22 protein-coding genes, 1 tRNA gene and 2 pseudogenes are annotated in these 20990 nt (G+C 37.3%); 8 read left to right on the top strand and 17 right to left on the bottom strand.

Annotated features, from left to right (window positions below; genetic code table 11):
* Nucleotides 1-164: 164 nt before the first annotated feature.
* Genes DW103_RS15510 through DW103_RS15500 form a run of 3 tightly spaced genes read right to left on the bottom strand, consistent with a single transcriptional unit; the run spans nucleotide 165 to nucleotide 1704 of the window.
* A complete protein-coding gene (locus DW103_RS15510; protein ID WP_122277762.1) occupies nucleotides 165-689 on the bottom strand; it encodes a hypothetical protein in 525 nt (174 codons plus the stop codon).
* A gap of 2 nt (nucleotides 690-691) precedes the next feature.
* Entirely contained in the window at nucleotides 692-1177 is a 486-nt protein-coding gene (locus DW103_RS15505; RefSeq protein ID WP_122277760.1) for a hypothetical protein, read from the bottom strand.
* Entirely contained in the window at nucleotides 1165-1704 is a 540-nt protein-coding gene (locus tag DW103_RS15500; protein WP_122277758.1) for a hypothetical protein, read from the bottom strand. Before DW103_RS15500 ends, DW103_RS15505 begins: the two co-directional genes overlap by 13 nt.
* A 329-nt stretch (nucleotides 1705-2033) precedes the next feature.
* Between DW103_RS15500 and DW103_RS18665 the strand changes: the two are divergent.
* Nucleotides 2034-2612, top strand: a pseudogene (locus DW103_RS18665) (site-specific integrase).
* Nucleotides 2613-2975: 363 nt separating this feature from the next.
* On the opposite strand, the pseudogene DW103_RS15490 reads toward DW103_RS18665, so the two are convergent.
* The 6 genes and pseudogenes from DW103_RS15490 to nusB form a co-directional block, all read right to left on the bottom strand.
* Nucleotides 2976-4208 (bottom strand): annotated as a pseudogene (locus DW103_RS15490) (IS1182 family transposase); the annotation flags it as partial.
* A 201-nt stretch (nucleotides 4209-4409) separates the two neighbouring features.
* Nucleotides 4410-4859, bottom strand: coding sequence for a DUF5606 domain-containing protein (locus DW103_RS15485; RefSeq protein WP_122277757.1), 450 nt, complete (start codon nucleotides 4857-4859; stop codon nucleotides 4410-4412).
* A 108-nt stretch (nucleotides 4860-4967) separates the two neighbouring features.
* Complete coding sequence (coaE, locus tag DW103_RS15480; protein WP_122277755.1) at nucleotides 4968-5546, bottom strand: dephospho-CoA kinase; 579 nt, start codon at nucleotides 5544-5546, stop codon at nucleotides 4968-4970.
* Nucleotides 5539-6552: a YbbR-like domain-containing protein gene (locus DW103_RS15475; RefSeq protein WP_122277753.1), complete on the bottom strand. Its 1014-nt coding sequence runs from the start codon at nucleotides 6550-6552 to the stop codon at nucleotides 5539-5541. The genes coaE and DW103_RS15475 overlap by 8 nt, the downstream gene beginning before the upstream one ends.
* A gap of 12 nt (nucleotides 6553-6564) precedes the next feature.
* Complete coding sequence (gene yajC / locus DW103_RS15470) at nucleotides 6565-6876, bottom strand: preprotein translocase subunit YajC (RefSeq protein ID WP_122277751.1); 312 nt, start codon at nucleotides 6874-6876, stop codon at nucleotides 6565-6567.
* A gap of 63 nt (nucleotides 6877-6939) precedes the next feature.
* Nucleotides 6940-7866: a transcription antitermination factor NusB gene (gene nusB / locus DW103_RS15465; RefSeq protein WP_122277749.1), complete on the bottom strand. Its 927-nt coding sequence runs from the start codon at nucleotides 7864-7866 to the stop codon at nucleotides 6940-6942.
* A gap of 225 nt (nucleotides 7867-8091) precedes the next feature.
* Here nusB and DW103_RS15460 point away from each other — a divergent pair, with 225 nt between their 5' ends.
* Entirely contained in the window at nucleotides 8092-8451 is a 360-nt protein-coding gene (locus DW103_RS15460) for a DUF3276 family protein (RefSeq protein WP_122277747.1), read from the top strand.
* Nucleotides 8452-8548: 97 nt separating this feature from the next.
* On the opposite strand, the gene DW103_RS15455 is transcribed toward DW103_RS15460, so the two are convergent.
* Nucleotides 8549-8719 (bottom strand): DUF362 domain-containing protein, encoded by a 171-nt coding sequence (locus tag DW103_RS15455; RefSeq protein WP_005640945.1) that lies wholly within the window; start codon nucleotides 8717-8719, stop codon nucleotides 8549-8551.
* Between the two features lie 152 nt (nucleotides 8720-8871).
* Here DW103_RS15455 and DW103_RS15450 point away from each other — a divergent pair, with 152 nt between their 5' ends.
* Nucleotides 8872-9579, top strand: coding sequence for a porin family protein (locus DW103_RS15450; protein ID WP_122277745.1), 708 nt, complete (start codon nucleotides 8872-8874; stop codon nucleotides 9577-9579).
* Here the strand turns inward: DW103_RS15450 and DW103_RS15445 are convergent.
* The 3 genes from DW103_RS15445 to rsfS all read right to left on the bottom strand — a co-directional run bounded on the left by DW103_RS15445 (nucleotide 9566) and on the right by rsfS (nucleotide 12986).
* Entirely contained in the window at nucleotides 9566-10399 is an 834-nt protein-coding gene (locus tag DW103_RS15445; RefSeq protein WP_122277770.1) for a phosphatidate cytidylyltransferase, read from the bottom strand. The genes DW103_RS15450 and DW103_RS15445 overlap by 14 nt on opposite strands.
* Nucleotides 10400-10542: 143 nt before the next feature.
* On the bottom strand, nucleotides 10543-12591 hold the full coding sequence (gene ftsH, locus DW103_RS15440) for an ATP-dependent zinc metalloprotease FtsH (RefSeq protein ID WP_122277743.1): 2049 nt from the start codon (nucleotides 12589-12591) through the stop codon (nucleotides 10543-10545).
* 35 nt (nucleotides 12592-12626) lie between these two features.
* Nucleotides 12627-12986 carry a ribosome silencing factor gene (gene rsfS, locus DW103_RS15435; RefSeq protein ID WP_122277741.1) on the bottom strand — a complete coding sequence of 120 codons (360 nt, stop codon included), beginning with the start codon at nucleotides 12984-12986 and terminating at the stop codon, nucleotides 12627-12629.
* A gap of 225 nt (nucleotides 12987-13211) precedes the next feature.
* On the opposite strand from rsfS, the gene DW103_RS15430 reads away from it, so the two are divergent.
* Nucleotides 13212-13282, top strand: a tRNA-Gln gene (locus DW103_RS15430).
* A 162-nt stretch (nucleotides 13283-13444) separates the two neighbouring features.
* On the opposite strand, the gene DW103_RS15420 is transcribed toward DW103_RS15430, so the two are convergent.
* Nucleotides 13445-14839 (bottom strand): DUF1080 domain-containing protein, encoded by a 1395-nt coding sequence (locus DW103_RS15420; protein WP_122277739.1) that lies wholly within the window; start codon nucleotides 14837-14839, stop codon nucleotides 13445-13447.
* A 192-nt stretch (nucleotides 14840-15031) separates the two neighbouring features.
* Between DW103_RS15420 and DW103_RS15415 the strand changes: the two genes are divergently transcribed.
* Together DW103_RS15415 and DW103_RS15410 are read left to right on the top strand one after the other, a co-directional pair.
* Entirely contained in the window at nucleotides 15032-15808 is a 777-nt protein-coding gene (locus DW103_RS15415; protein ID WP_122277737.1) for a threonine/serine exporter ThrE family protein, read from the top strand.
* On the top strand, nucleotides 15802-16314 hold the full coding sequence (locus DW103_RS15410) for a threonine/serine exporter family protein (protein WP_199653042.1): 513 nt from the start codon (nucleotides 15802-15804) through the stop codon (nucleotides 16312-16314). Before DW103_RS15415 ends, DW103_RS15410 begins: the two co-directional genes overlap by 7 nt.
* Nucleotides 16315-16381: 67 nt before the next feature.
* Here DW103_RS15410 and DW103_RS15405 read toward each other — a convergent pair whose 3' ends face one another.
* Nucleotides 16382-17128: an HAD family phosphatase gene (locus DW103_RS15405; protein WP_122277733.1), complete on the bottom strand. Its 747-nt coding sequence runs from the start codon at nucleotides 17126-17128 to the stop codon at nucleotides 16382-16384.
* Nucleotides 17129-17246: 118 nt separating this feature from the next.
* Here DW103_RS15405 and DW103_RS15400 point away from each other — a divergent pair, with 118 nt between their 5' ends.
* Both DW103_RS15400 and DW103_RS15395 read left to right on the top strand, forming a co-directional pair.
* The gene (locus DW103_RS15400) at nucleotides 17247-17852 is read left to right on the top strand and encodes a hypothetical protein (protein ID WP_147381224.1); all 606 of its coding nucleotides are present in this window, start codon (nucleotides 17247-17249) and stop codon (nucleotides 17850-17852) included.
* A 378-nt stretch (nucleotides 17853-18230) separates the two neighbouring features.
* A complete protein-coding gene (locus DW103_RS15395; RefSeq protein ID WP_122277729.1) occupies nucleotides 18231-18527 on the top strand; it encodes an HU family DNA-binding protein in 297 nt (98 codons plus the stop codon).
* Nucleotides 18528-18598: 71 nt separating this feature from the next.
* Here the strand turns inward: DW103_RS15395 and DW103_RS15390 are convergent, their stop codons facing one another.
* Nucleotides 18599-19942 (bottom strand): glucose-6-phosphate isomerase, encoded by a 1344-nt coding sequence (locus DW103_RS15390; protein WP_122277727.1) that lies wholly within the window; start codon nucleotides 19940-19942, stop codon nucleotides 18599-18601.
* Between the two features lie 43 nt (nucleotides 19943-19985).
* Complete coding sequence (locus DW103_RS15385; protein WP_122277725.1) at nucleotides 19986-20981, bottom strand: NAD(P)H-dependent glycerol-3-phosphate dehydrogenase; 996 nt, start codon at nucleotides 20979-20981, stop codon at nucleotides 19986-19988.
* Between the last annotated feature and the right edge of the window lie 9 nt (nucleotides 20982-20990).

The following is a 20990-nucleotide window of genomic DNA, read 5'->3' as shown; positions in this document are numbered from 1 at the left end:
ACAATAAAAATGGCATATGAGATGATTTTTGATTGTCATGCTCATAGGCCATCTTTGGTTTAAAGGACATTTACTGAATATCCCTATTTATAAGTATGATTGCTCTTTCCTTTGGAGATGAGTACCATAAATTGCGACCGTTATTATACTTGTATTATGTATGATTATAGTCCTAAATACTCCAAAGGAATTTCCTTGAAAAAATAGCGGCACCCAACACTTATGATATATTTTTTAACATCTCTGTATTCCTCTTTGAGGAACCAATCGCTAAGAAAATAGCAGTATTCAACCTTTATCTTTAGTGGTTGAAGAAGTTTAGTATACTGTTTCTTTTTAAAATCACAAGTTTGTAGTTTCTCATCAACACTACCCGCACAACTCTGAAATTTCTTTTCAATAATAAACAGAGTTGATGTAGAGTGTACTAGAATAGCATCATCTGGTAACATTTTCTTTGAGATATACTTTTTGTAGTCAACGCCCTTAGGTTCTAATAAATCTTTATAAAGTGAGGATTTCTGAAACAAGGTTGCTACTTTAGCATTTCCATTATAAATAGCATTACCTTTTACTGAATATTGAGGGTGGTTTGCAAAGACATCACGTAATTCAGTTGTTTGTTCGAAATGTAATCCATGTACATTTGTTTGAGACCCTCCTCCTACAGTATTGGGATTTTTAGGCATAACTAGAAACCTTTAGATAAACAAATATCATTCAACTCTCTCCATTTCTTACCTTTACTAAAGTTTGCTGCTTTATTGTAATGCATCTGCTCTTTCAGTACTTGGTAGATCCCCAATCGCTTTATCCTTTTCCCCAATTTGGTACCTTTTTTATTCTCTTCAGCGATCATCCCCATGTAAATAATGGTAAAGTCTATTGCTACATTTAGTGCATCTTCACCATATTTATTAGTTATTTCCTTTATCTTTTCTAGGACAGTCTCTTCTATCTCTTTTGTTGTTAGATTATAGATTTCAACATAATCATTATACAAAATGTCAAAACCATATTTTGCACCATAATTCGCCAACCTCTGGAAGTATTGAAAATCTTTTGGTGCATATCTTGTAACATTAGGGCGAGTTAGATACACGCACCATTCATCGAAAGCTCCTTTATCATATTCGAGTTTACTTCCATCTGAAAATGTTGTTATTATTTTTCCCATAATTCAATTATATTATTAAATAACATTTCTCTTCCACTTCTATTCCAATATGTTATGTCTTGTTCTATAAATAACCATTTAAGAACTTTCAAAATTAAATCTGTTGGCAAGCCTTTCTGAAATTGACAACTTTCATATTCACTCAACGTTACATCTTCACAATGATATATTCTTGTTATTAACATGATAAGAGTTTCAAATTTGTGAATATCCTCATCTTTTTTTAGCAGTAAATCATCAAATATATCATTGTGGCTTGGACGATTTCCTGTCGAAATAGTATTTCCATGTTTGCCATAACGGAAATTGATTCCAGAAACTCTTACCTCAAAATCAACTCCCTTATTTAATTGCGTTGGACGTTTAAGATAAATTTGGTTTCCATCTCTTAGTGTATCAACATAATAATAGTAGTATGTGACCTCCGAGCTAGACCCATGATTCTCTTTTAGAAAAAGAGATATTAATTGTTCACGATATTCTTCACGGCTATGTCCGTTAATTGAGATGGTTTCTGTGTATTCCATAACATCACTTTTCGCAAAGAAAGGAAAAAGTTCTGGAATGCCCTAATAAAACTGGAAAATATTCGTCAGTCTCGCAAAGTGAATATGTCGAACTTAATAGCTGTCAGGTTAACTATTTACCATCAATTTTCGACGCAACTGTACGGGGAAGCTACTGAAGTTTGCCAAGTTGTACTACCAGTGAACTATTAATGCACTATTGAATGAAAGGGAGATTCATTTATTTGGCAAGTTGTTGCGGGGGTAATGTTCGCTAACTTTATTTCTTATGTACGCATTGATTAGTAGAATTTTAATAAATAGATGGATTTATGGGATGCTCAAGAGTTATGATTCCAATTAAAAAGAGGATATTATGGGTTAAAAATAACTATGTGCCAGGTGATTATATTGAATGGGATATAATGTTTGCATTGGTTGGGAAGCTATATCGAGATAAAGAAGATATTGTTTGTCTTTGCTGCTTGGTTGTGGCTCTTTTGGGGGAATATAAGACCTTCTGATGTTAACGTAGGTATGTCGTTGGATAGTGAAAAGTTTATCATTAGAAATGTAAGAAAATTAAGAAAATGAGAATTTTCAAAAGCATATTGTAGACTGTTGCAGGGATCTTAATGCCATAGATAAAAATGAAAAATGCTTTATTAGTGGGAAACGAGTCGTATACAGTACTCAACATCTTATTTAAGTCCATCAAGTCAAAATATGGATTGATAATTGAGCATTTTTCTACTTACTCTATGCAAAACATTTGGACGTAAAGCTGTTGGATCAGCAAAAGGAAATTCAGAATTTGCTCTTATCAAGCTATCTGAACTATTTAATTATTCCGATGTACAAACAACAAGACGTTATTTAGGTTTACTTCAGAAGAATTATTGGAGACGTACTATTTATTAGACTTTTAACATACTGATAAGCTGATTTTTTAAAATAGAGAGCTTTCAATGAGCTTTTTTCAGACAAATGTACTATCTTTGTGACGTTGCAAATAGCAACAAGACATATTTAGAAAGCGCATTTCGCACTATTCCGTTTGAATGAACTTCGACAATTCATGAGCATAATCGGGATAAGTCTGAAAAACGCTTTCTTTGGCTTGTATTATCAATCTTGATATACAGTCAAAGTGGAGCTGTATTCTCTCTTATTCATTATGCAGGTAGTCGAAGACCTATTCAAAGGATAAGTGGAATGGAAGGAGGGCACTGAAAAAGTCCTTTTCTTTCAGCACCTCCTTCTGCTGATATGCTAAATTAAGTTCGCTAAATCTGATAACCAGATTTAATCTGTATGGAGTAAGTCTTGCTTTTGGCTCCCTCCTTGTAACAGCCCTGCCTTCTTGAGCACGTCCTGCATTTACCTGTATCAAAATAGTATACCATAGACTGGTTCTGCCCTTGCTTCTTTTTACCTTGGCAGGCCTTTCTGATTGCCATATGTCCAGCCGGGCATACAAACATTCCGGCATCCTTATTAAACTCGAACTTATCCTCTTCTTTACGTGCACCATTGCTGATGGTCGGATGTAGTTTTGCTACTAACTCAAAACCTTTTTCCTCATCTTGGGCAAGGATGATATTATCCTTTCCTGAGTAGGCTGTATCTCCTACAACACTCTCAACCTCCATGCCGTTGGTACGGCTTTGCTCAATGAGTTCAGGCAACTGGGGGCCGTCACCCTTGTCTCCCGAAGTTACCGTAGCCCGTGATAATACGTTCGTCGCTCATGGCGATATGTGTCTTATAACCAAAGAAGGAGCTGTCTTCACTTTTATGCCCCACTCGCGCATCCTCGTCTTTGGATGTGGTATAATGGTCTTCGATATCAGCCAATGTCTCTTTCAGCATATTCAGGCGTTCCTTGATTTTGGGGACATTGGAAAGTGCTTGATTGCAAGCGACAGCTTCCAGCAACCCACGGGTATAATCCAGCTCGTGCTCCATGTTGTCATCCTCGTTCTTGGCCGGAAGGCTGTCCTTTATGGTATCATCGGCATCATAAAGGCTTTTGCGTAATTGCTTGGAACGCAACTTAAGTATCTCAACGGGGGAATACGGATTGCTGCGGGAGACCGTATGTGTAGCATCAACGATTATGGTCTTGGATTTGATGATTCCCTTTTCTATGGCAATTGCCACAGTATTGCCAATAAGCAGATTCAATAAATCTTTGTCTTTCAATCTTAGTTTGCGGAACTTGCACAGGGAACTGGGATCAATTAAATCTAATTCTTCCGGTGCCTGCCAAGGAAATATTTAAAGGACATGTCGTAACGGGAACGCTCCACAACATCTACATCAGATATATCATAGACGACCTTCAGCAGAAGATACTTGAACATTCTTACGGGACATTCTGCCGTACGGCCATTGTTCAGGCAATATTTGTCTATAAGTTCGCGATGGACAAATGAAAAGTCTATAAGGTCATTTATTCGTCTCAGAAGATTCTCCTGAGGGATTATCAGATTATATAAATCTGAGTAATTACTGAATTGGATGCTCTGTTAGGTAGGTAGCATATTAAGGGGATTTATATCTATAAAGATACAAGAAAATCGGCACATATCCAAGACTTATACTGGATATGTGCCGAGAAATTTTGTAACTAAGAAGGAGAAAGGACTTTTTCAGTGCCCTCAATAGAAACAGCGGGCTTTTTTTATAAGGATTATCCTGAGCTTTGTCGGATTTAAAATTGTTTATTCTGCATTATTTTCTTTTGTTTCCTCAACCGGAGTTTCTTCCGCTGCTGCAGTTTCCTCTGGTGTGAACTCGGTGATACCTGCAGAAATCAACAGATTATACCAGTTGATTAATTTCTTTATATCGCTTGGATATACACGTTCACGGTCGAAGTTGGGCAATACTTCTGCAAAGTATTTACGCAATTCGTCTGGCTTGGCGAAAAGATTAACAGATGCCTTTTCTCCGTTTTCCTTATTTTTTACGTTTGTCAGAACTTCGTATAAGGGAACTTCTGCTTCATCTGTGTAAATGGCAATATCTCCTAAAGAGATTACTTTATCTTTTGCGTATGCCGGAATTCTCTTTTTATCTGCCAACGATTCAACAATCAGCATGTTTTTCCCATGGGAAATCAGTTTATACAATCCCGGTTTTCCCGAGATAGACAAAATCGTCTTCAACATAATACTTCGTTTTTCTAATAGTGTTTAACTTTTGAGCTGCAAATGTAGTATAAGTATAGAATATTCGAGATAGTTTTGTATATAAAATTGTATAAATCGGGTGATTTGTTATCCTACCAGCATTTGAATGAAAGCTGCTACTTGGGGGATTAATGCTTGTTTGCCATCATTGTAAATAATGTAGTCGCACTTCTCTTTTTTTATTTCATCAGATAATTGGTTGTCGATGCGCCGGATAATCTCTTCGCGGGATATATTGTCTCTGTTTTGGACACGGGAAATACGGATTTCCATGGGGGCATAAACCAGCAAAGTCGTATCAACGGAGTGATTGAAGCAGGATTCAAAGAGAATGGCAGATTCAATTGCGCATATTTTGACATTTTGTCTCTCTGTCCAATCCATAAAATGACGGTTTACTTCAGGATGAATAATGGCGTTTACCTGTTTTAAATATTCTTCGTTTTTGAATATCTTAGATGCCAGTAGTTTTTTATTCAGACCATTCGGTGTATAGAGCTCTTTTCCTAATAAATCGGTGAGTTTACGGTGTATGGCGGGAGATGTTTCTGTAAGTTTTTTACTTTCTGTATCTGCAATATACACGGGGATACCTGATAATTGTAACAACGTTGCAATCACAGACTTGCCACTACCTATTCCCCCTGTTATTCCGATTTTAATCATTTGATTTAGTTTGCTCCAATATAAATTCGATTTTGTCGGGAGTGATGGTTGTTGCATCTACCCAATTAGGTTTTTGGGTTAATTGAAGAGGTATGCTTCCCGATGTATTTTGTTCTAGGTCTGAAAATGATATGTTTACTGCAAATTCATTCGCGGAAACATCTTTAAAACGTGATAGTGGGATACTACAGTTTACTTTGACGGTAGAAGGAAAAGTCCTTAGGATGTAATGAGACGGTAAATCATTACAAACAACAGGAATATCCAATGTTTTTTCCGTAAATTCTTCAATCGGGATAGTAATCGTGATATTGGCCGGGTCGAAAGTTGCACCTTCTATTTTCTGCAATTGAATATTTCGTGTAATTGTTTTGTTTCCCTTTTTAATTTCGGTGAAAACGGTTTGTACCTCTTTTAATGTATCTAAAACAACATCACTTGCATAAACGTTAATTTTATTGGGAGAAATCATAAGTTCTCCAGATATTTTAAAACCAGCATCTGTATGTATGCTCCCATTAAAAATGACAGGTATTTCTTTTTTTACACGTGTGCTGTAAGCCACATCAATGTGTTGTGGTTCAAAACCTATTAATGAAGTTGTTGCAATTAATTGTTTTTTGATATCACTTTCGATTTCTTTTTTATCGATAATCAGTTTACCGCTTTTTTCCGGCATTGTTTTCATATTGGCTTCGATTGGCACAAAAGAACGTCCGAAAGAGTAGTTTAATAATACGCTACCCTTGTCTTTCACCCGGACAGTAATTTTCTCCGGCGGTGTTCCGGTAAAAGCAATATTCGGAGGTACATTTTTGTATCTGACCGGAATATTGATATCTATTTCATATTCCTGCTGGAGGCTTTGAAGCAGCCAGAAACCTAAAGCCAGTAATACAAAACAGAAAAAGATCAAGGCTTCTTTCCATTGCTGACGACGCAAAAAAGCCTTAATCTCTATCCGGGCAGATTTGAATGTTTGTTTTATTTGTCCAAATCCGGCCATATGTCTCTTTGTTTATTTTTGCTGCGCGTCTTCCGATGAAGCAAAAACAGAAGTTTTATCTACACGAATGCGTACACCATCGGAAATTTCAATCAACATATATATATCACCGATTTCTTTAATTTTTCCGTAGATACCTCCGGCAGTAACAACTTTGTCTCCTGTTTTCAACGCTTCGCGGGCTTTTTGTATTTCTTTCTGTTTCTTTTGTTGCGGGCGAATCATTAAGAAATAAAAAATAGCAACAATAATAACCATCATCAGAATGCCAGACCATTGTGATTGGCCAGCAGCAGCCTGGAGTAAAATAGTAAGTAAGCTCATATAACAATAATCATTAATATGTTAATATCAAATTCGATACTTGCACAAATGTAAGGATAATAATTAATCTTTGAGCAATAACTTTTCTTTTTTTAATTCGTTTACAACTGAATCTAATATACCGTTAATAAATGTACCGCTTTTAGGTGTACTGTAATATTTGGCTGTATCGATATATTCGTTCAGTGTAACATTGATGGGGATACTCGGGAATGTCATGATTTCTGCCAAGGCAACTTGCATAATGATAAGATCCATATTTGCGATACGTTCTGTTTCCCAGTTTTTCATGTGTTTGTTGATACGTTCGCGGTATTCGGAACCATTCAGGAGTGTTTGGCGGAATAATTTGATAGCGAAAGATTGGTCTTCCATATCCTTAAACATAGGCAATAATTTTTGTTGGCTACCTTCGCTCTCGTTGAATTGTTTAATTGTTTTTAGCAAGAATGTTTCGACAATTGAAATATCATCATTCCAATAGATGCTTTTATCTTGTAGATAGTCGTCGATAGCTTCGTTACTGCAAATCAGTTTTTTGAATACTGTCCGCCAGAATTCTTTGTCTGTTTCGTATGAATCGTTCTCATTGTTCAAGTATTCTCCGTACAAATCGGAAGAAAGAATAAGTTCTAACACTGTTTTAATGAAATCGTCATCGTTAGCCCATGAAACACCTTGTTCGTTAACATATTTTTGTAGGGACTCGTTTTTTTCAACTTGGGCGGCAAAACGATTGTTTATCAAACGAGTATTAGGATTCATCTCTGCTTCTGTCGGCATATACTTGTTTTTTCTGGCATCCAGTATACGTTTCTGCAGGTTGGTGACTTCGACAATTAGAAGAAGAAGATAATGATATAAATCATATGACTTCCGGAGACTGAAAAGCAATTCATTTTCCGCAACTTTTAGGTCGTTGTTTCCATTTTGATAGTATGAATATACTATCTGTAAAACTTTAATGCGGATTAAAATTCTGTTGATCATCGTTTGAAGGAACTACTTTGTTATAAATTTGGCTGCAAAGGTAGTCATTCTTTTTGTAAAAGTATCTTGCTTCGCTTAATTTTATATGCATTGGCTGTTATTTTGTAATGTTTCATTTTTGAATAGGTATTTTGACACGTTAAAATAGTTGTTGTTTAAAAAAAAATGCACATATTTGAAGCAAGTTATGATAATTGGGTGGGTGTTTAACGAAAGTTTACTATAATGGAAGACTCGGTGAAGAAAACGCAAGTTGAAGGTGGCGATAAAGAGATTTTGTACTCTAAGGCCATCAAGGCAGGGAAAAGGATTTATTACCTGGACGTAAAAAGAAATCTGAAGGATGATTTGTTCTTGGCCGTAACTGAGAGTAAAAAGGTGCAGTCGAAGAATGGAACACAGGTCTCTTTTGAAAAGCATAAGATTTTCCTGTATAAAGAGGACTTTGAAAAGTTCATGGAAGGTATGAATGATGTAATTAATTACATTAAGCAGTGTAAATCCGGAGAACAACCAGTATTGGGCTCGGAGGATGAATCTTTGTCTGAAGATTCCGATGAGATAAAGCTGGATATAGAGTTCTGATGGAGAAACGAAAGAAATAATAAGGGGCTATTTCCACGAATGGAATAGCCCCTTATCTTTATAGGTTCCTCTTGAAAGGGCCTATTTTTTGCTGCGGTTATTCTGCCGGATGGATTGCTTCTGTCGGACATGCATCTGCGCAAGTTCCACAATCTGTGCACATTTCAGGGTCAATGCTGTATTTGTCACCTTCTGAAATTGCTCCTACCGGACATTCGTCAATACAAGTACCGCAAGCGATACAATCGTCACTAATTACGTAAGCCATTTTTTAAACGTTTAAATTGATAACTATTAGTTGGTGCAAAAATAGGGCTTTCTTTGTATTTAAAAAATATCTACCGCTTTATTTTGTACAAATAAATGCATTTTTGCAATAAGTAGGGATGTTTATCGTTATTATTCAAAACTGAAGAAGATTTGAGACGTCTGTTATTTATAATATATGTATGTGTTCTGGGAACTTCTTGCGTACTGGCCCAGAAAGAGAAGGTGAAAAATCAGCCGTATGCGGATCAGAAACTCTTCCATTTAGGGTTTCATGTAGGACTTCATGCGCAGGATTTGTTATTGACGAATAATGGTGTTGCTACTGATGGTGAAATTTGGTATGCTGAAATACCGAGCTATTCACCTGGCTTTAGCGTTGGCGTAATAGGGGATATGTATTTGAATCCTTATTTTAACTTACGTTTTACCCCAACAATTCATTTTGGGGACAAGAAACTTGTTTTTCGTCAGCAAGGGGATGAAGAAGGCGATAGTTTCTCTACTTCTGTTCGTTCCAATTATCTGATGTTTCCGTTGGATGTAAAATATAGTGCTTTCCGGGTGAATAATTACCGTCCTTATCTGATAGGTGGTATTTATGGCGCATTTGATTTGGGACGTAAAAAGGGAACCCCTATATTATTGAAGGGGACAGATTTTGGTATTCAGTTCGGATTGGGTTGTGATATTTATCTGCCATTTTTTAAACTTTGTCCCGAATTGAAGTTTAGTTTTGGCTTGGTTGATTTGCTGGAAAAAAAACGGGATGATTTAGTAGATAAGGATTTGATAAAGTATTCCAATGGTTTGTCGAAGGCAACATCCCGGATGGTTTCGCTTACATTCAATTTCGAATAAAAAGTTCTATATAAATATAAGAGGCCGGAACGGCTAACATTACACTGTCGAAACGGTCGAGCATACCTCCATGTCCAGGCAGAACATTACCGGAATCTTTAACTTTTAGCGTCCGTTTAAAGAGTGATTCTATTAAATCGCCCCATGTGCCGAATAAAACGACAGTAGTTGACAGTCCTAACCAGTTTATCCGACTTATTTCAGGTACATACCAAGCGAACACTTGTGAAGATGCTAATACAAATATGAGACCCCCAAAAAATCCTTCCCATGATTTTTTAGGTGAGATACGTTCGAAAAGTTTTCTTTTCCCAATCATTGATCCTACCAGATAAGCTCCTGTATCATCCAGCCATACAAATACGAACAGAGCCATGATAAAAAGAGGAGAATAGCTCATAATCCCTGGTGTACCTGGTACTGCTCCAATAAAATTTAACATAGAAAATGTTCCAGCACAATAAATTTGAGAAAAAAGTGAAAAAGCCCAGTTGTTAATGGGGTTAGAAGCCTTATAATACAATTCGGCTATCATTGTCAGTATTACAAATAGTAAATAGGGTAGGAATATTTTTCCATCTACCAATCCATTCGCATAGACAAATGTGGAAATAAAAAGATACATTCCTCCGATGGCATTGATTGCCCTTTGTAAAGTCGCATTCTCATAATGTTGAATCAATCCGCAAAATTCCCAAACTGTTAATCCTGTAATCAATGTAAATAATATGAGAAATAAGACAGGATGGATACAGATGGCACTTACCAGTACCACGACGAATATAATGCCGGTTAACGCCCGTATGATAAGATTTTTCAAAGCAGTATTGTTTTGTTCGTTTATTGATTCTATTTTGTGCAAATATAACTATTAAATTGATATTTCATCTTTGATGCGTTTAAAAAGATAAATAAAGACAGGCACAAAGTAAGTAACTTATGCCTGCCTTTATATATTGGAAATCATTGAATACTTGTTTCAGCTTTGTTTTCTGTCGAGCTGTCATTTGAGATTTCGACATTTGTATTATCGTTCTCCTTTTTTTCTGTTTCGTTTTTTTTGCCATTGGCTTTTTCCTGAAGTTCCAGTATTTCTTCTGAACGGGAAACCCAAGCACGTTTACCGAAAATGTTCTCAACATCTTCCGTATAAATTACTTCACGTTCCAACAGAACTTGAGCCAATGTATTGTGACCGGTTGCATATTCTTTCAGGATACTTTTTGCTCGTTCATATTGTTCGTTAATGATTTTTTGAACTTCCTGGTCTATCATGCGGGCTGTCTCTTCGCTGTATGGTTTGGTAAAACCCCAATCTTGCCCGCTTGAATCATAATAATTCAGGTTAGGCAGACGGTCACTCATGCCGAAATACACAACCATTGCGTAGGCTTGCTTAGTCACACGTTCCAAATCATTAGATGCTCCGGTGGAAATTTTACCTAAGAATAATTCTTCAGCGGCACGTCCGCCTAATGTTGCACACATTTCATCTAATAACTGTTCGCGTGTAGTAATCTGTCTTTCTTCCGGTAAATACCAGGCTGCTCCTAAAGCTTTACCTCGTGGTACGATTGTCACTTTTACCAGAGGATTGGCATGTTCGAGTAACCAACTCAATGTTGCATGGCCGGCTTCATGGTTTGCTATACATTTACGTTCTTCCGTTGTTGTTATTTTTGTACGTTTTTCCAAACCGCCTACAATACGGTCGACAGCATTCATGAAATCTTCTTTTTGAACAAACTTTTTGCCACTACGGGCTGCTATCAAGGCCGCTTCATTACAAACATTAGCAATATCGGCGCCGGAGAATCCGGGCGTTTGGCGGGCTAAGAATTCAGTATCTACACTGTCATCTATTTTTATTGGACGCAAATGAACACCAAATATTTCTTTACGTTCGTTCAAATCCGGCAGTTCCACATGTATCTGACGGTCAAAACGCCCCGCACGAAGCAATGCTTTGTCCAGAATGTCGGCACGGTTTGTTGCTGCCAGAATAATCACACCACTATTGGAACCAAAACCATCCATTTCGGTAAGTAGTTGGTTTAAGGTGTTTTCTCGCTCGTCATTACTATTCATATTAACATTTTTGCCACGTGCACGCCCCACTGCATCTATTTCATCAATAAAGACGATACAAGGAGCTTTTTCTTTAGCTTGACGGAATAAGTCACGGACGCGAGAGGCTCCTACACCCACAAACATTTCTACAAAATCAGAACCGGAAAGAGAGAAAAACGGAACATCGGCTTCTCCGGCTACAGCCTTTGCCAACAGTGTCTTACCGGTTCCCGGAGGGCCTACAAGTAAAGCACCCTTAGGTATTTTACCTCCAAGTTCTGTATACTTTTCCGGATTTTTGAGGAAAGATACAATTTCTTCTACTTCTTGTTTAGCTTCAGATAGTCCGGCAACATCTTTAAATGTGACTTTTCTGTCATTATCTTTGTCAAAAAGTTGTGCTTTTGCTTTGCCGACACTGAATACTCCTCCCGGTCCTCCACCCGCGGTCCCCGACATCCGTCGCATCAGGAATATCCATACTATGATAATCAGTAATATCGGACCAAAAGAAACGAGAAAATTCCAAATGGCATCATCTCCTTCTTCAAAGCTAACTTGGGTATCAATATGATTTTGCGCTACCGCTTTATCGTAAAAGTCAGAAAACTTATCGGCTGAAGGTATTTTTACATATATTTTGGGGTTTGTACCCAGTGAAGCACTGTCTTTTCTGAATACAAGGCCTTTTTGTCCGTTTTTGACAGTAGCTTCTACTATGTTTTTTTTATTGTAGACAACCATTTTGTCGAAAACGTTATCCTGTGCCAATTTCTGGAATTCAGTCCAACCCAGCTCTTTTGATGCAGAAGAATCGTTTGTTAGGAACAAGGCGAAAAGCATCAAAAGAATGAGGCCATACATCCAGTACAAATTAAATCGGAACATCTTGGGTTTGATGTTCTTCGGTGTTTTGTTAAACTTGTCGTTTTTATTTTCCATAAGTGATATTCAATACGATTAGCACCGGTTTATTATTAGTCAAGATCAGGAATCTGGGTCACTTTGGCATCCGACCATAAATTTTCCAGATTGTAGAACTCGCGTAGTTCCGGTAAGAATATATGTACAAGAACCGTGCCATAATCCATGCCTATCCATTCGGCGTGTTGGCTTCCATCCGTTGATAACGGCTTTTCTCCGGCATTTTTATGTGCAAAATCCCATACGGAATCTGATAAGGCTGAAACCTGAGTCGGGGTATTCCCTTCACAGATTACCATATATTGGCATATAGCGCCGGATAATCGGGTTAAATCTACGGTTACAATATTTTTGCCTTTTTTTTCCTGTAGGCCTTCAATAATTGTTTTTACTAGTTCTTTTGTTTGATCCATTATTTTTAATTGAGTGATATTCGAAGTTGCAAATATACTTCTTAAATTTATTATCTACATGTTTTCTTTCCATTAATATATATGTATCCATTCTAAAATCAGAACAACAGGATGTGTGAATTGTTTATTCGCTAAATTTTTTTTACATGAATTCTTGTGGATATTGAAAAAGTATGTACCTTTGCACTCGCTAACAAGGGTGTTGGCATAGCGGATTTATTAAATTGTTCAATGGTGTAATGGTAGCACAACAGATTCTGGTCCTGTTAGTCCAGGTTCGAGCCCTGGTTGAACAACTCAAGAAGTAAATCCCTTTTTTATCTGACAAAATTGTTCAATGGTGTAATGGTAGCACAACAGATTCTGGTCCTGTTAGTCCAAGTTCGAGCCTTGGTTGAACAACATATAAAAAGTCCGTTAATCTATTTTGAATAACGGACTTTTCTTTTTTAATCATTTTATATTTTAATTTTTGGTTTATACATATCTTTAGCTGTAAGGCCACATTCTTTTTTCATACGAAGACTGTATTCCAGATTGCTGACATTGGGAGTCACGTTATTACTTCCGAAAGTGAATTTAACGCCGGCTGCTTTTGCTTTCATTATAATCGCTTTGTTTGGAATGTTATATAATTCATTTATTTCCAGAGCTTTCCCGCTTTTAGCTAATGCGTCTACGAATTTATTCATACGAGCTTCCGTCCAAAACTCATCAAACTTTTCATTCATAGGAGTAGGAAGGAAGCATGGATTAACATAAATATCAACCGGTTCGGTCAGTACGGAACAAATACGGTCAACAATCATATCCATGTACTTTTGCTGGTCTTTATCTATCCAGGTTTCTTCTGGTATCCAAAGACGGGTACGGTGTCCTTTGTCATCTGTGAAAGTTAAGGCGTCTGTGAATATATAATCAAATTCATCGCGGGCTTCCTGTGAAAAAGTAGTCAACCACTCACGTCCTTCAGCTTGCATTGCCATAATGAATGGCTGTGAACGCATTTCTTTTAAATACGCATTGATTTCATCGTCGTTTGTGATAGGGAAACCGATACCACAATTAGGAGCAATGGCATAATTAATACCTAATTTCCTGGATTGTTCGGCAGCCATTTCTTTTGTTAGTCCACCTTTTAAATGAACGTGATAATCTAAGACCGGAAAATCTTCCTGATGAAGTTTTATTATTTCATCACTTTGTTCATCTATGGCTTTTGCTTGTTGTGCCTTGATGTCAATATTTTGATTTTCAGGAATATTGACAACAATATTCCGGCATTCAATTTCATTTGGAGTATCGCTGATAATAGCGAATGTCCCTTCTGAGAGTATGGCAGCCGTATTTGGTGCTATGCGGTAAGGATCTACCGGTTCGATGTATTCGACAACCGGTTCTCCGTTTATGTCAATTGTAATAGCCTTACCGTTTACTGTTATGTGCATTTGAAACCATTCGTTTTCTTTTATAAAACTTTTAGTCAGATTGCGAACAGATTCAAGGCTTCCTGTCATTTTCCACCAAACAGGATCTGTACGGTCATTATTGATTGCTACATGATACCCTTTGCTTAGTTGAGAATCTGTATGGAACCAAACGGAACCTTTTGCTCCGGGGCTGGTTTTTAGCTCCATTGTCAGTTCAAAGTCTTTATACTTGCCATTTTTTAAAATGGCTTTTGCTTCTGCTCCAGCCAATGCAAGTGTATTATCTTTTACAGAAACGCCTTCATTGATATTCCATTTACTACAGTCTTTTCCGTCAAACAGTATTCCACTGCCCGATTGATTACAAGACGCAGTCAGAAAGACTGCGAATCCGGCTACAAGAATTGATAAAACTTTTTTCATGATAATGCTATATTAGAATTCATTTTTCTTCCTCAAAGATAATAAAAATAGAATAACATTCTAGAGGATTTTAACGGGATAATGATAGCATATAGTAAATTTTCAACTAAACTTATTTTTCTTTTCTTCTTACTTTTGTGTTTTATAGCATGTTTTTGTGTACTTTTGTACGGAAATAGGTTATCTGATTGTATGGGTGAAAAAGAAGATATACAAGAATTATTGAATTTTTTGCTGGAATATTCGACCAGCCTTATGGGAGTAGGGGTACAAACGGCTCGGGTTGTACATAATACTACTCGTATAGCGAAAGCTTTTGGTTTTAGTCTGGATATGACAATATTTCAGAAAAGTATCATTATGACAATTGTAGATGATGATGATCCATTGCATCCTAAGACCTCCGTCGATAAAATCAAACCACTTGCTCTGAATTTTGAGTTAATATCTACGTTAAGTGCTCTAAGCTGGTATATTTACGACAATCGTCCCACTCTTGATGAAGTTTGGGTAAAGTTTAGAACAATAATGGCAAAGCCTCGTATGTCGCGTTGGTGGGTGCTATTTCTGGTTTCGTGTGCAAATGCTTCATTTTGTCGTTTGTTTGGTGGTGACGGTATCGCAATGGCTGTTGTATTTTTGGCAACTTTAGTTGGTTTCCTTATCCGGCAGGAAATGATGAACCGGCACATGAACCATCTATTTATTTTTGTTGTTTCAGCTTTTGTTGCTTCCATGGTTGGTGGAATAGTTGTTATTAATCACTGGGGAAATACCCCGGAAATAGCTTTAGCTTCCAGTGTACTTTATTTAATACCTGGTGTTCCTCTGATTAATTCGGTTATAGATTTTATGGATGGACACGTATTAGCTGGTTTTTCCAGATTGATTAATGCATGTTTGTTGATTATCTGTATCGCAATAGGGTTGTCTATTACATTATTAATATTAGGAGTCAATTCATTATGAGTGTAGAGTTTCTTGAGTCAATAGTTTACGACGGGTTATTTGCAGCTGTGGCTGCAACCGGTTTTGCCGTTATTTCTAATCCTCCCCGTAAAGCTGTTGTTGTGTCTGCATTTATGGCTGCAGTTGGGCATGGTTTACGTTTTTACTTAATGAAAGGTGGAACGTTGGATATAGCCACTTCTTCTTTTATTGCAGCTTTTGTTATCGGATTGATGAGTATATTTTTTGCCCGGTTGATTCATTGTCCGGCGGAAGTTTTTTCTTTTCCATCTTTACTTCCGATGATTCCCGGAATGTTCGCTTATAAGACAATTCTTGCAATGATGAAATTCCTGCAAGGTAGGGATGAAATGATGGCTATGAGTAATCTGTTTGAGATTTTTAGAAACGGGTTAACGACCCTTCTAGTATTGTTTGCTTTAGTCGTCGGTGCTGCTATTCCGCTTTTTATTTTCTATAAACAATCTTTCCAGATGACGCGTTTAATAAAAAAGGCCGGGCTTTGATAAAAGCTATAATTGGAACATAGAAATGAAAGATGTTCTGTGTTCCATTTCTCTTATATTGACTAAATCAGATATCTTTATTGTTCTCTTGGCAAGCTTTTATTATGTTTTTCCAATCATTGGCGAGACTTGTCATATCCGGGTACAATAAGTCAGCCCCGGCATCTAATAACACTTTATCTGCTAAAGGACCGGTATTAACAGCAATCGTAAAAATACCGGCAGCTACGGCAGCCTGTACTCCCATCGGTGCATTTTCTACAACGAAAGCTTCATTTGCCTGTATGCCGGCTTTTTTCAGCCCCATTAAATAAGGTTCGGGATGAGGTTTTCCGTATATTACATCAAAAGCAGTGACCATCTTTTCTCGTTTGAAATATCCCGGATAGGTGTTTTCTAATTTATTAATTAGACTATGTTGTCCGGAACCTGTAACAACCAGTGCTTGGAGCCCTGAGGATTTTACGGCAGCTAGTACCTCTGCTGCTCCCGACATTGCTTTTCCATCGTTATATTTGTTGAATAAAGTCGCTTTCTCTTCGTAAATGGATTTTTTCTCTTCATCAGTCGCATCTCTGTGGAATGTTTTTTGGTACAATTCATTGATTGTACTTTCTCCTGTCCGTCCTTCATATAAGTAAAATATTTCAGGGGTCGAAATAAGATTGTGGTGCGTAGCTGTTTCGTACCATGAACGCGAATGAAAACGCATAGAATCATATAAAACACCATCCATATCGAAAAGGACAGCTTTAGGTGTGAGGGAAAACTGCTTTTGTTTTAGCAGATATCGGGCAATAGCTTCTTGAATCATATTATTTGTCCTTAAAAAAACATTTGCAAAGTTATAAAAATACTATGGAATTTCTTATCTTTGATACATGTATCCCGGCTAGTCGGGCCATAATAATTATCAATAAAAACTGAAGAATATGAAGAAAGGTCTATTATTGTTCGCGATGATGCTGTTTTCCCTTTCTTTTCAGGCAAAAGCCGAAGATTGGACAGACTTACAGCATGAGGTTTCTCTGAGTTATGGTACCTTGCCGGTGGTGGACTTACTGCACTACTACGAGAATTATTTTAATCCGTCCGGCGAATCTGTTGATTTGTATGATGATAAAGGAAAATTCGGATCTTTGAATATCAGCTATCTTTTTTATCCGGATGATAATCTGGGATTTGGGATTGTGTATTCATATACGAATAGTGACAAGCGTATTTTGAGGAATACGAATGTTGTGGGTGATTTTTACAATTCATTCCATTCGATTTGTCCCTCATTGAAATATAATTGGTATAATTATAATCTGGTGACCCTATATTCTCGAGTGAATGCAGGTATTGCTATTGCGACAACAAAAGCTTCTTTTATTAATGAACAAACTTTGCCGGAAGAGAAAACGGCGACAAAAGTATTTTTTATGTATCAGGTTTCTCCTGTAGGGATAGAAGTTGGCAGACAAATTGCCGGTTTTATAGAAGTTGGTTTTGGGCATATGGGTACAGCGATGGCTGGATTACGCTACAGAATGTAAATAAAGTAATCTCATATAAGATAAAAACCATCAATGTATATTTTAATATACATTGATGGTTTTTTTATTTGGACATAGTTCAAACAGAACTAATTCAATTTAACCCTTGCTAAAAAGAGTTTTTTGATGAAAGAAGTACTTATACAAAAAAGGAAAAAAGGAAAACACAACACGCATTATAATAATTAAGATTTTTTATTCCAACATTTAAGATTTATTTCATAATTTTGCCTTCGAAATGACATAGTTCTGTTTGAACTAATTCAATTTATTGTTTTCTAGGTACATTAATCTGTGTTTTTGTGGATGCAGGAAGCTCTTGTTTATTCGCATGTTTGTATCGGAAAATATTTTTGTTACACTTGAAAGTGAAAATATATGAATAAGATTCAGTTTATTAAAAGGTTGTCTGAACGGACTGGTTATAAAGATACGGAAATAGGCCTAATTGTCGATACTTTTATTGATATTATCGGTGAAGAGCTTTGTAAAGGGAACAAGATTCTTTTTTATGGTTTCGGGCATTTTGTACAATGGAAACAAGTTGAACGTCCTGGACGCAATGTTAAAACAGGCGAACCTTACCAGATTCCTTCACGTATCTCTGTAAAATTTAAAGCCGGAAAATGTTTACTAGAACAACTAAATACAGTTTCAGAGCATAAAAGGAAATAAAAAACTGTCCGGACAAATCTATGACTATGACAGAAATGTCCGGACAGCTTATATTGTAAGCAAAATACTTTTTATAATCGTGCTTTGATAGCTTCGCTTTCCTTCTCGTATCCCGGCTTATTTAACAGGGCAAACATATTCTTTTTGTATGCTTCAACACCCGGTTGGTCAAAAGGATTGACACCTAACATATAACCACTTATACCACAAGCTCTTTCGAAGAAGTAGAATAACTGGCCAATATAGTAAGCGCTTACTTCCGGCATTGTAATCTTTATATTGGGAACGCCTCCGTCCACATGTGCTAATTGCGTACCCAGTTCAGCCATTTTGTTTACTTCGTCAACTCGTTTGCCGGCGAGGAAGTTAAGGCCATCCAAGTTTGCTTCGTCTGTGGGGACAAGCACAGTATGATTAGGCTCTTCAACAGAGATAACAGTTTCAAAGATGGTACGTTCTCCATCTTGAATCCACTGCCCCATAGAGTGCAGGTCAGTAGTCAGGTCGACTGATGCCGGGAAAATACCTTTATGTTCTTTTCCTTCACTTTCACCGTACAGCTGTTTCCACCACTCAGCGATATAATGAAGTTTCGGATGGAAATTTGCTAAGATTTCAATCTTTTTACCACTCTTATAGAGTTCGTTGCGTGTTGCAGCATAAATCTCGGAAATATTATCTGCAAAAGGAATGTTTACATCTGTAGCTTTTTCCATAGAAACAGCTCCGGTTACCAAGTCGCGAATGTTGATACCGGCAACAGCGATAGGTAACAAACCAACTGGAGTCAGAACAGAAAAACGGCCACCTACATTATCCGGAATAATAAACGTTTTGTAACCTTCCTGATCGGCCAGTGTGCGTAATGCTCCTCTTTTTGCATCTGTAATAGCAACGATACGCTGTTTTGCTTCTTCTTTACCTACAGCATCTTCCAATTGTTTTTTCAGCATACGGAAAGCCAAAGCCGGTTCGGTAGTCGTACCTGATTTAGAAATGTTAATCAGACCGAATTGTTTACCTTTCAGTACTTCACAAAGTTCATACAGATAATCTTCTCCGATATTGTGGCCGGCATATACTATAACCGGATTTTTGCGTTCTCCCAGCAACCAGTCAAAGCTGTTGTTTAATGCTTCCACTACCGCTTTTGTTCCTAAGTAACTTCCTCCGATACCGATAGCTACAACTACTTCACATTTAGAGCGGAGTACGTTTGCTGTGTTTTCAATATCTGTCAATTCTGCATCTGTGATGGAAGAGGGGAGGTGCAACCAACCTAAAAAGTCATTACCTGCTCCATTACCGTTTTGCAAAGTAGCGTTGCATGCACTTGCTTTTGTAGCCTGAGCGTATACTTGTTCTTTAGTAATGCTACCCAGTGCTTTGTCGATGTTAAGACTGATGTTCTTCATATTATATCGATATATTAAAAGGCGCATAATATGCGCCTTTACGTTATTTAAATGTTTCTGTCAACTGCCGGATAACGGTAGTCGGCGATTTCTTTTCGTATAAAATGTCATATAACGCATCCAGTATCGGCATATTTACCTGATATTTTTCGTTGATTTCATGGATACACTTGGTCCCGTAATAACCTTCTGCTATCATTTCCATTTCGAGTTGGGCAATCTTCACAGAATAACCTTTACCAATCATGGTTCCGAATGTTCGGTTCCGGCTGAAACGGGAATAAGCTGTCACCAATAAGTCACCTAGATAAACAGAGTCGGTGACATCACGTTCTAATCCGTGAACCGCATTAAGGAAGTTACGCATCTCTTCAATTGCATTGCAGATAAATACTGCCAGGAAATTATCCCCGTACTTCATTCCGTGACAAATACCGGCTACGATTGCGTATACATTTTTCAATACGGAAGCATATTCAATACCTGTAACGTCTTTGCAACAATAATTGTTCAAATATTGATTCTTAAATACTGGAGCAATCGCTTTTGCATGTTCGATGTTCGGGCAGGCCAACGTAATATACGAAAGCCGTTCCAGAGCAATTTCTTCAGCATGACACGGTCCGCCTATTACTGCTATATTGTCGAGCGGGACATTATAATATTCAGAGAAATAATCGGCAACCAACATATTTTCGTCCGGTACGATTCCCTTAATGGCTGAAATAATAAATTTCTTATCCATTGGGGTAGTAATCTTCATCAAATGTTGTTTCAGGAAAGGAGACGGGGTCGCAAAGATAAGCGTATCCGAATCCCGGATTACTTCATTTATATCCGTATAAAAATTAATTTTATTCGTGTCGAATTTAATAGCGGAGAGATAACCGGGATTATGTCCCAGTATCAGGAACTCTTCTACCTGGTCTGACCGGCGCATATACCAGTTAATACTATCTTGTGTAGAAAGTACAATCTTGGCTAAAGCAGTAGCCCAGCTACCACCACCCATTATTGCAATTTTTCCGGGCAAATTCATAGTATAACT

This window comes from Parabacteroides sp. AM08-6, assembly GCF_003473295.1.
In the GTDB taxonomy this organism is placed as follows: Bacteria; Bacteroidota; Bacteroidia; order Bacteroidales; family Tannerellaceae; genus Parabacteroides.
The sequence above is the reverse complement of the archived record's forward strand: the minus strand, read 5'-3'. Positions and strand labels throughout refer to the sequence as shown.

Coding starts and splice junctions, on each gene's coding strand:
- ftsH (WP_122277743.1), bottom strand. CDS start 12,591: ATGGAAAATAAAAACGACAAGTTTAACAAAACACCGAAGAACATCAAA.
- DW103_RS15455 (WP_005640945.1), bottom strand. CDS start 8,719: ATGGCTTACGTAATTAGTGACGATTGTATCGCTTGCGGTACTTGTATT.
- DW103_RS15475 (WP_122277753.1), bottom strand. CDS start 6,552: ATGGCCGGATTTGGACAAATAAAACAAACATTCAAATCTGCCCGGATA.
- DW103_RS15390 (WP_122277727.1), bottom strand. CDS start 19,942: ATGAAGAACATCAGTCTTAACATCGACAAAGCACTGGGTAGCATTACT.
- coaE (WP_122277755.1), bottom strand. CDS start 5,546: ATGATTAAAATCGGAATAACAGGGGGAATAGGTAGTGGCAAGTCTGTG.
- rsfS (WP_122277741.1), bottom strand. CDS start 12,986: ATGGATCAAACAAAAGAACTAGTAAAAACAATTATTGAAGGCCTACAG.
- DW103_RS15505 (WP_122277760.1), bottom strand. CDS start 1,177: ATGGGAAAAATAATAACAACATTTTCAGATGGAAGTAAACTCGAATAT.
- DW103_RS15500 (WP_122277758.1), bottom strand. CDS start 1,704: ATGGAATACACAGAAACCATCTCAATTAACGGACATAGCCGTGAAGAA.
- DW103_RS15460 (WP_122277747.1), top strand. CDS start 8,092: ATGGAAGACTCGGTGAAGAAAACGCAAGTTGAAGGTGGCGATAAAGAG.
- DW103_RS15415 (WP_122277737.1), top strand. CDS start 15,032: ATGGGTGAAAAAGAAGATATACAAGAATTATTGAATTTTTTGCTGGAA.
- DW103_RS15510 (WP_122277762.1), bottom strand. CDS start 689: ATGCCTAAAAATCCCAATACTGTAGGAGGAGGGTCTCAAACAAATGTA.
- DW103_RS15420 (WP_122277739.1), bottom strand. CDS start 14,839: ATGAAAAAAGTTTTATCAATTCTTGTAGCCGGATTCGCAGTCTTTCTG.
- DW103_RS15395 (WP_122277729.1), top strand. CDS start 18,231: ATGAATAAGATTCAGTTTATTAAAAGGTTGTCTGAACGGACTGGTTAT.
- DW103_RS15400 (WP_147381224.1), top strand. CDS start 17,247: ATGAAGAAAGGTCTATTATTGTTCGCGATGATGCTGTTTTCCCTTTCT.
- yajC (WP_122277751.1), bottom strand. CDS start 6,876: ATGAGCTTACTTACTATTTTACTCCAGGCTGCTGCTGGCCAATCACAA.
- DW103_RS15485 (WP_122277757.1), bottom strand. CDS start 4,859: ATGTTGAAGACGATTTTGTCTATCTCGGGAAAACCGGGATTGTATAAA.
- nusB (WP_122277749.1), bottom strand. CDS start 7,866: ATGATCAACAGAATTTTAATCCGCATTAAAGTTTTACAGATAGTATAT.
- DW103_RS15385 (WP_122277725.1), bottom strand. CDS start 20,981: ATGAATTTGCCCGGAAAAATTGCAATAATGGGTGGTGGTAGCTGGGCT.
- DW103_RS15405 (WP_122277733.1), bottom strand. CDS start 17,128: ATGATTCAAGAAGCTATTGCCCGATATCTGCTAAAACAAAAGCAGTTT.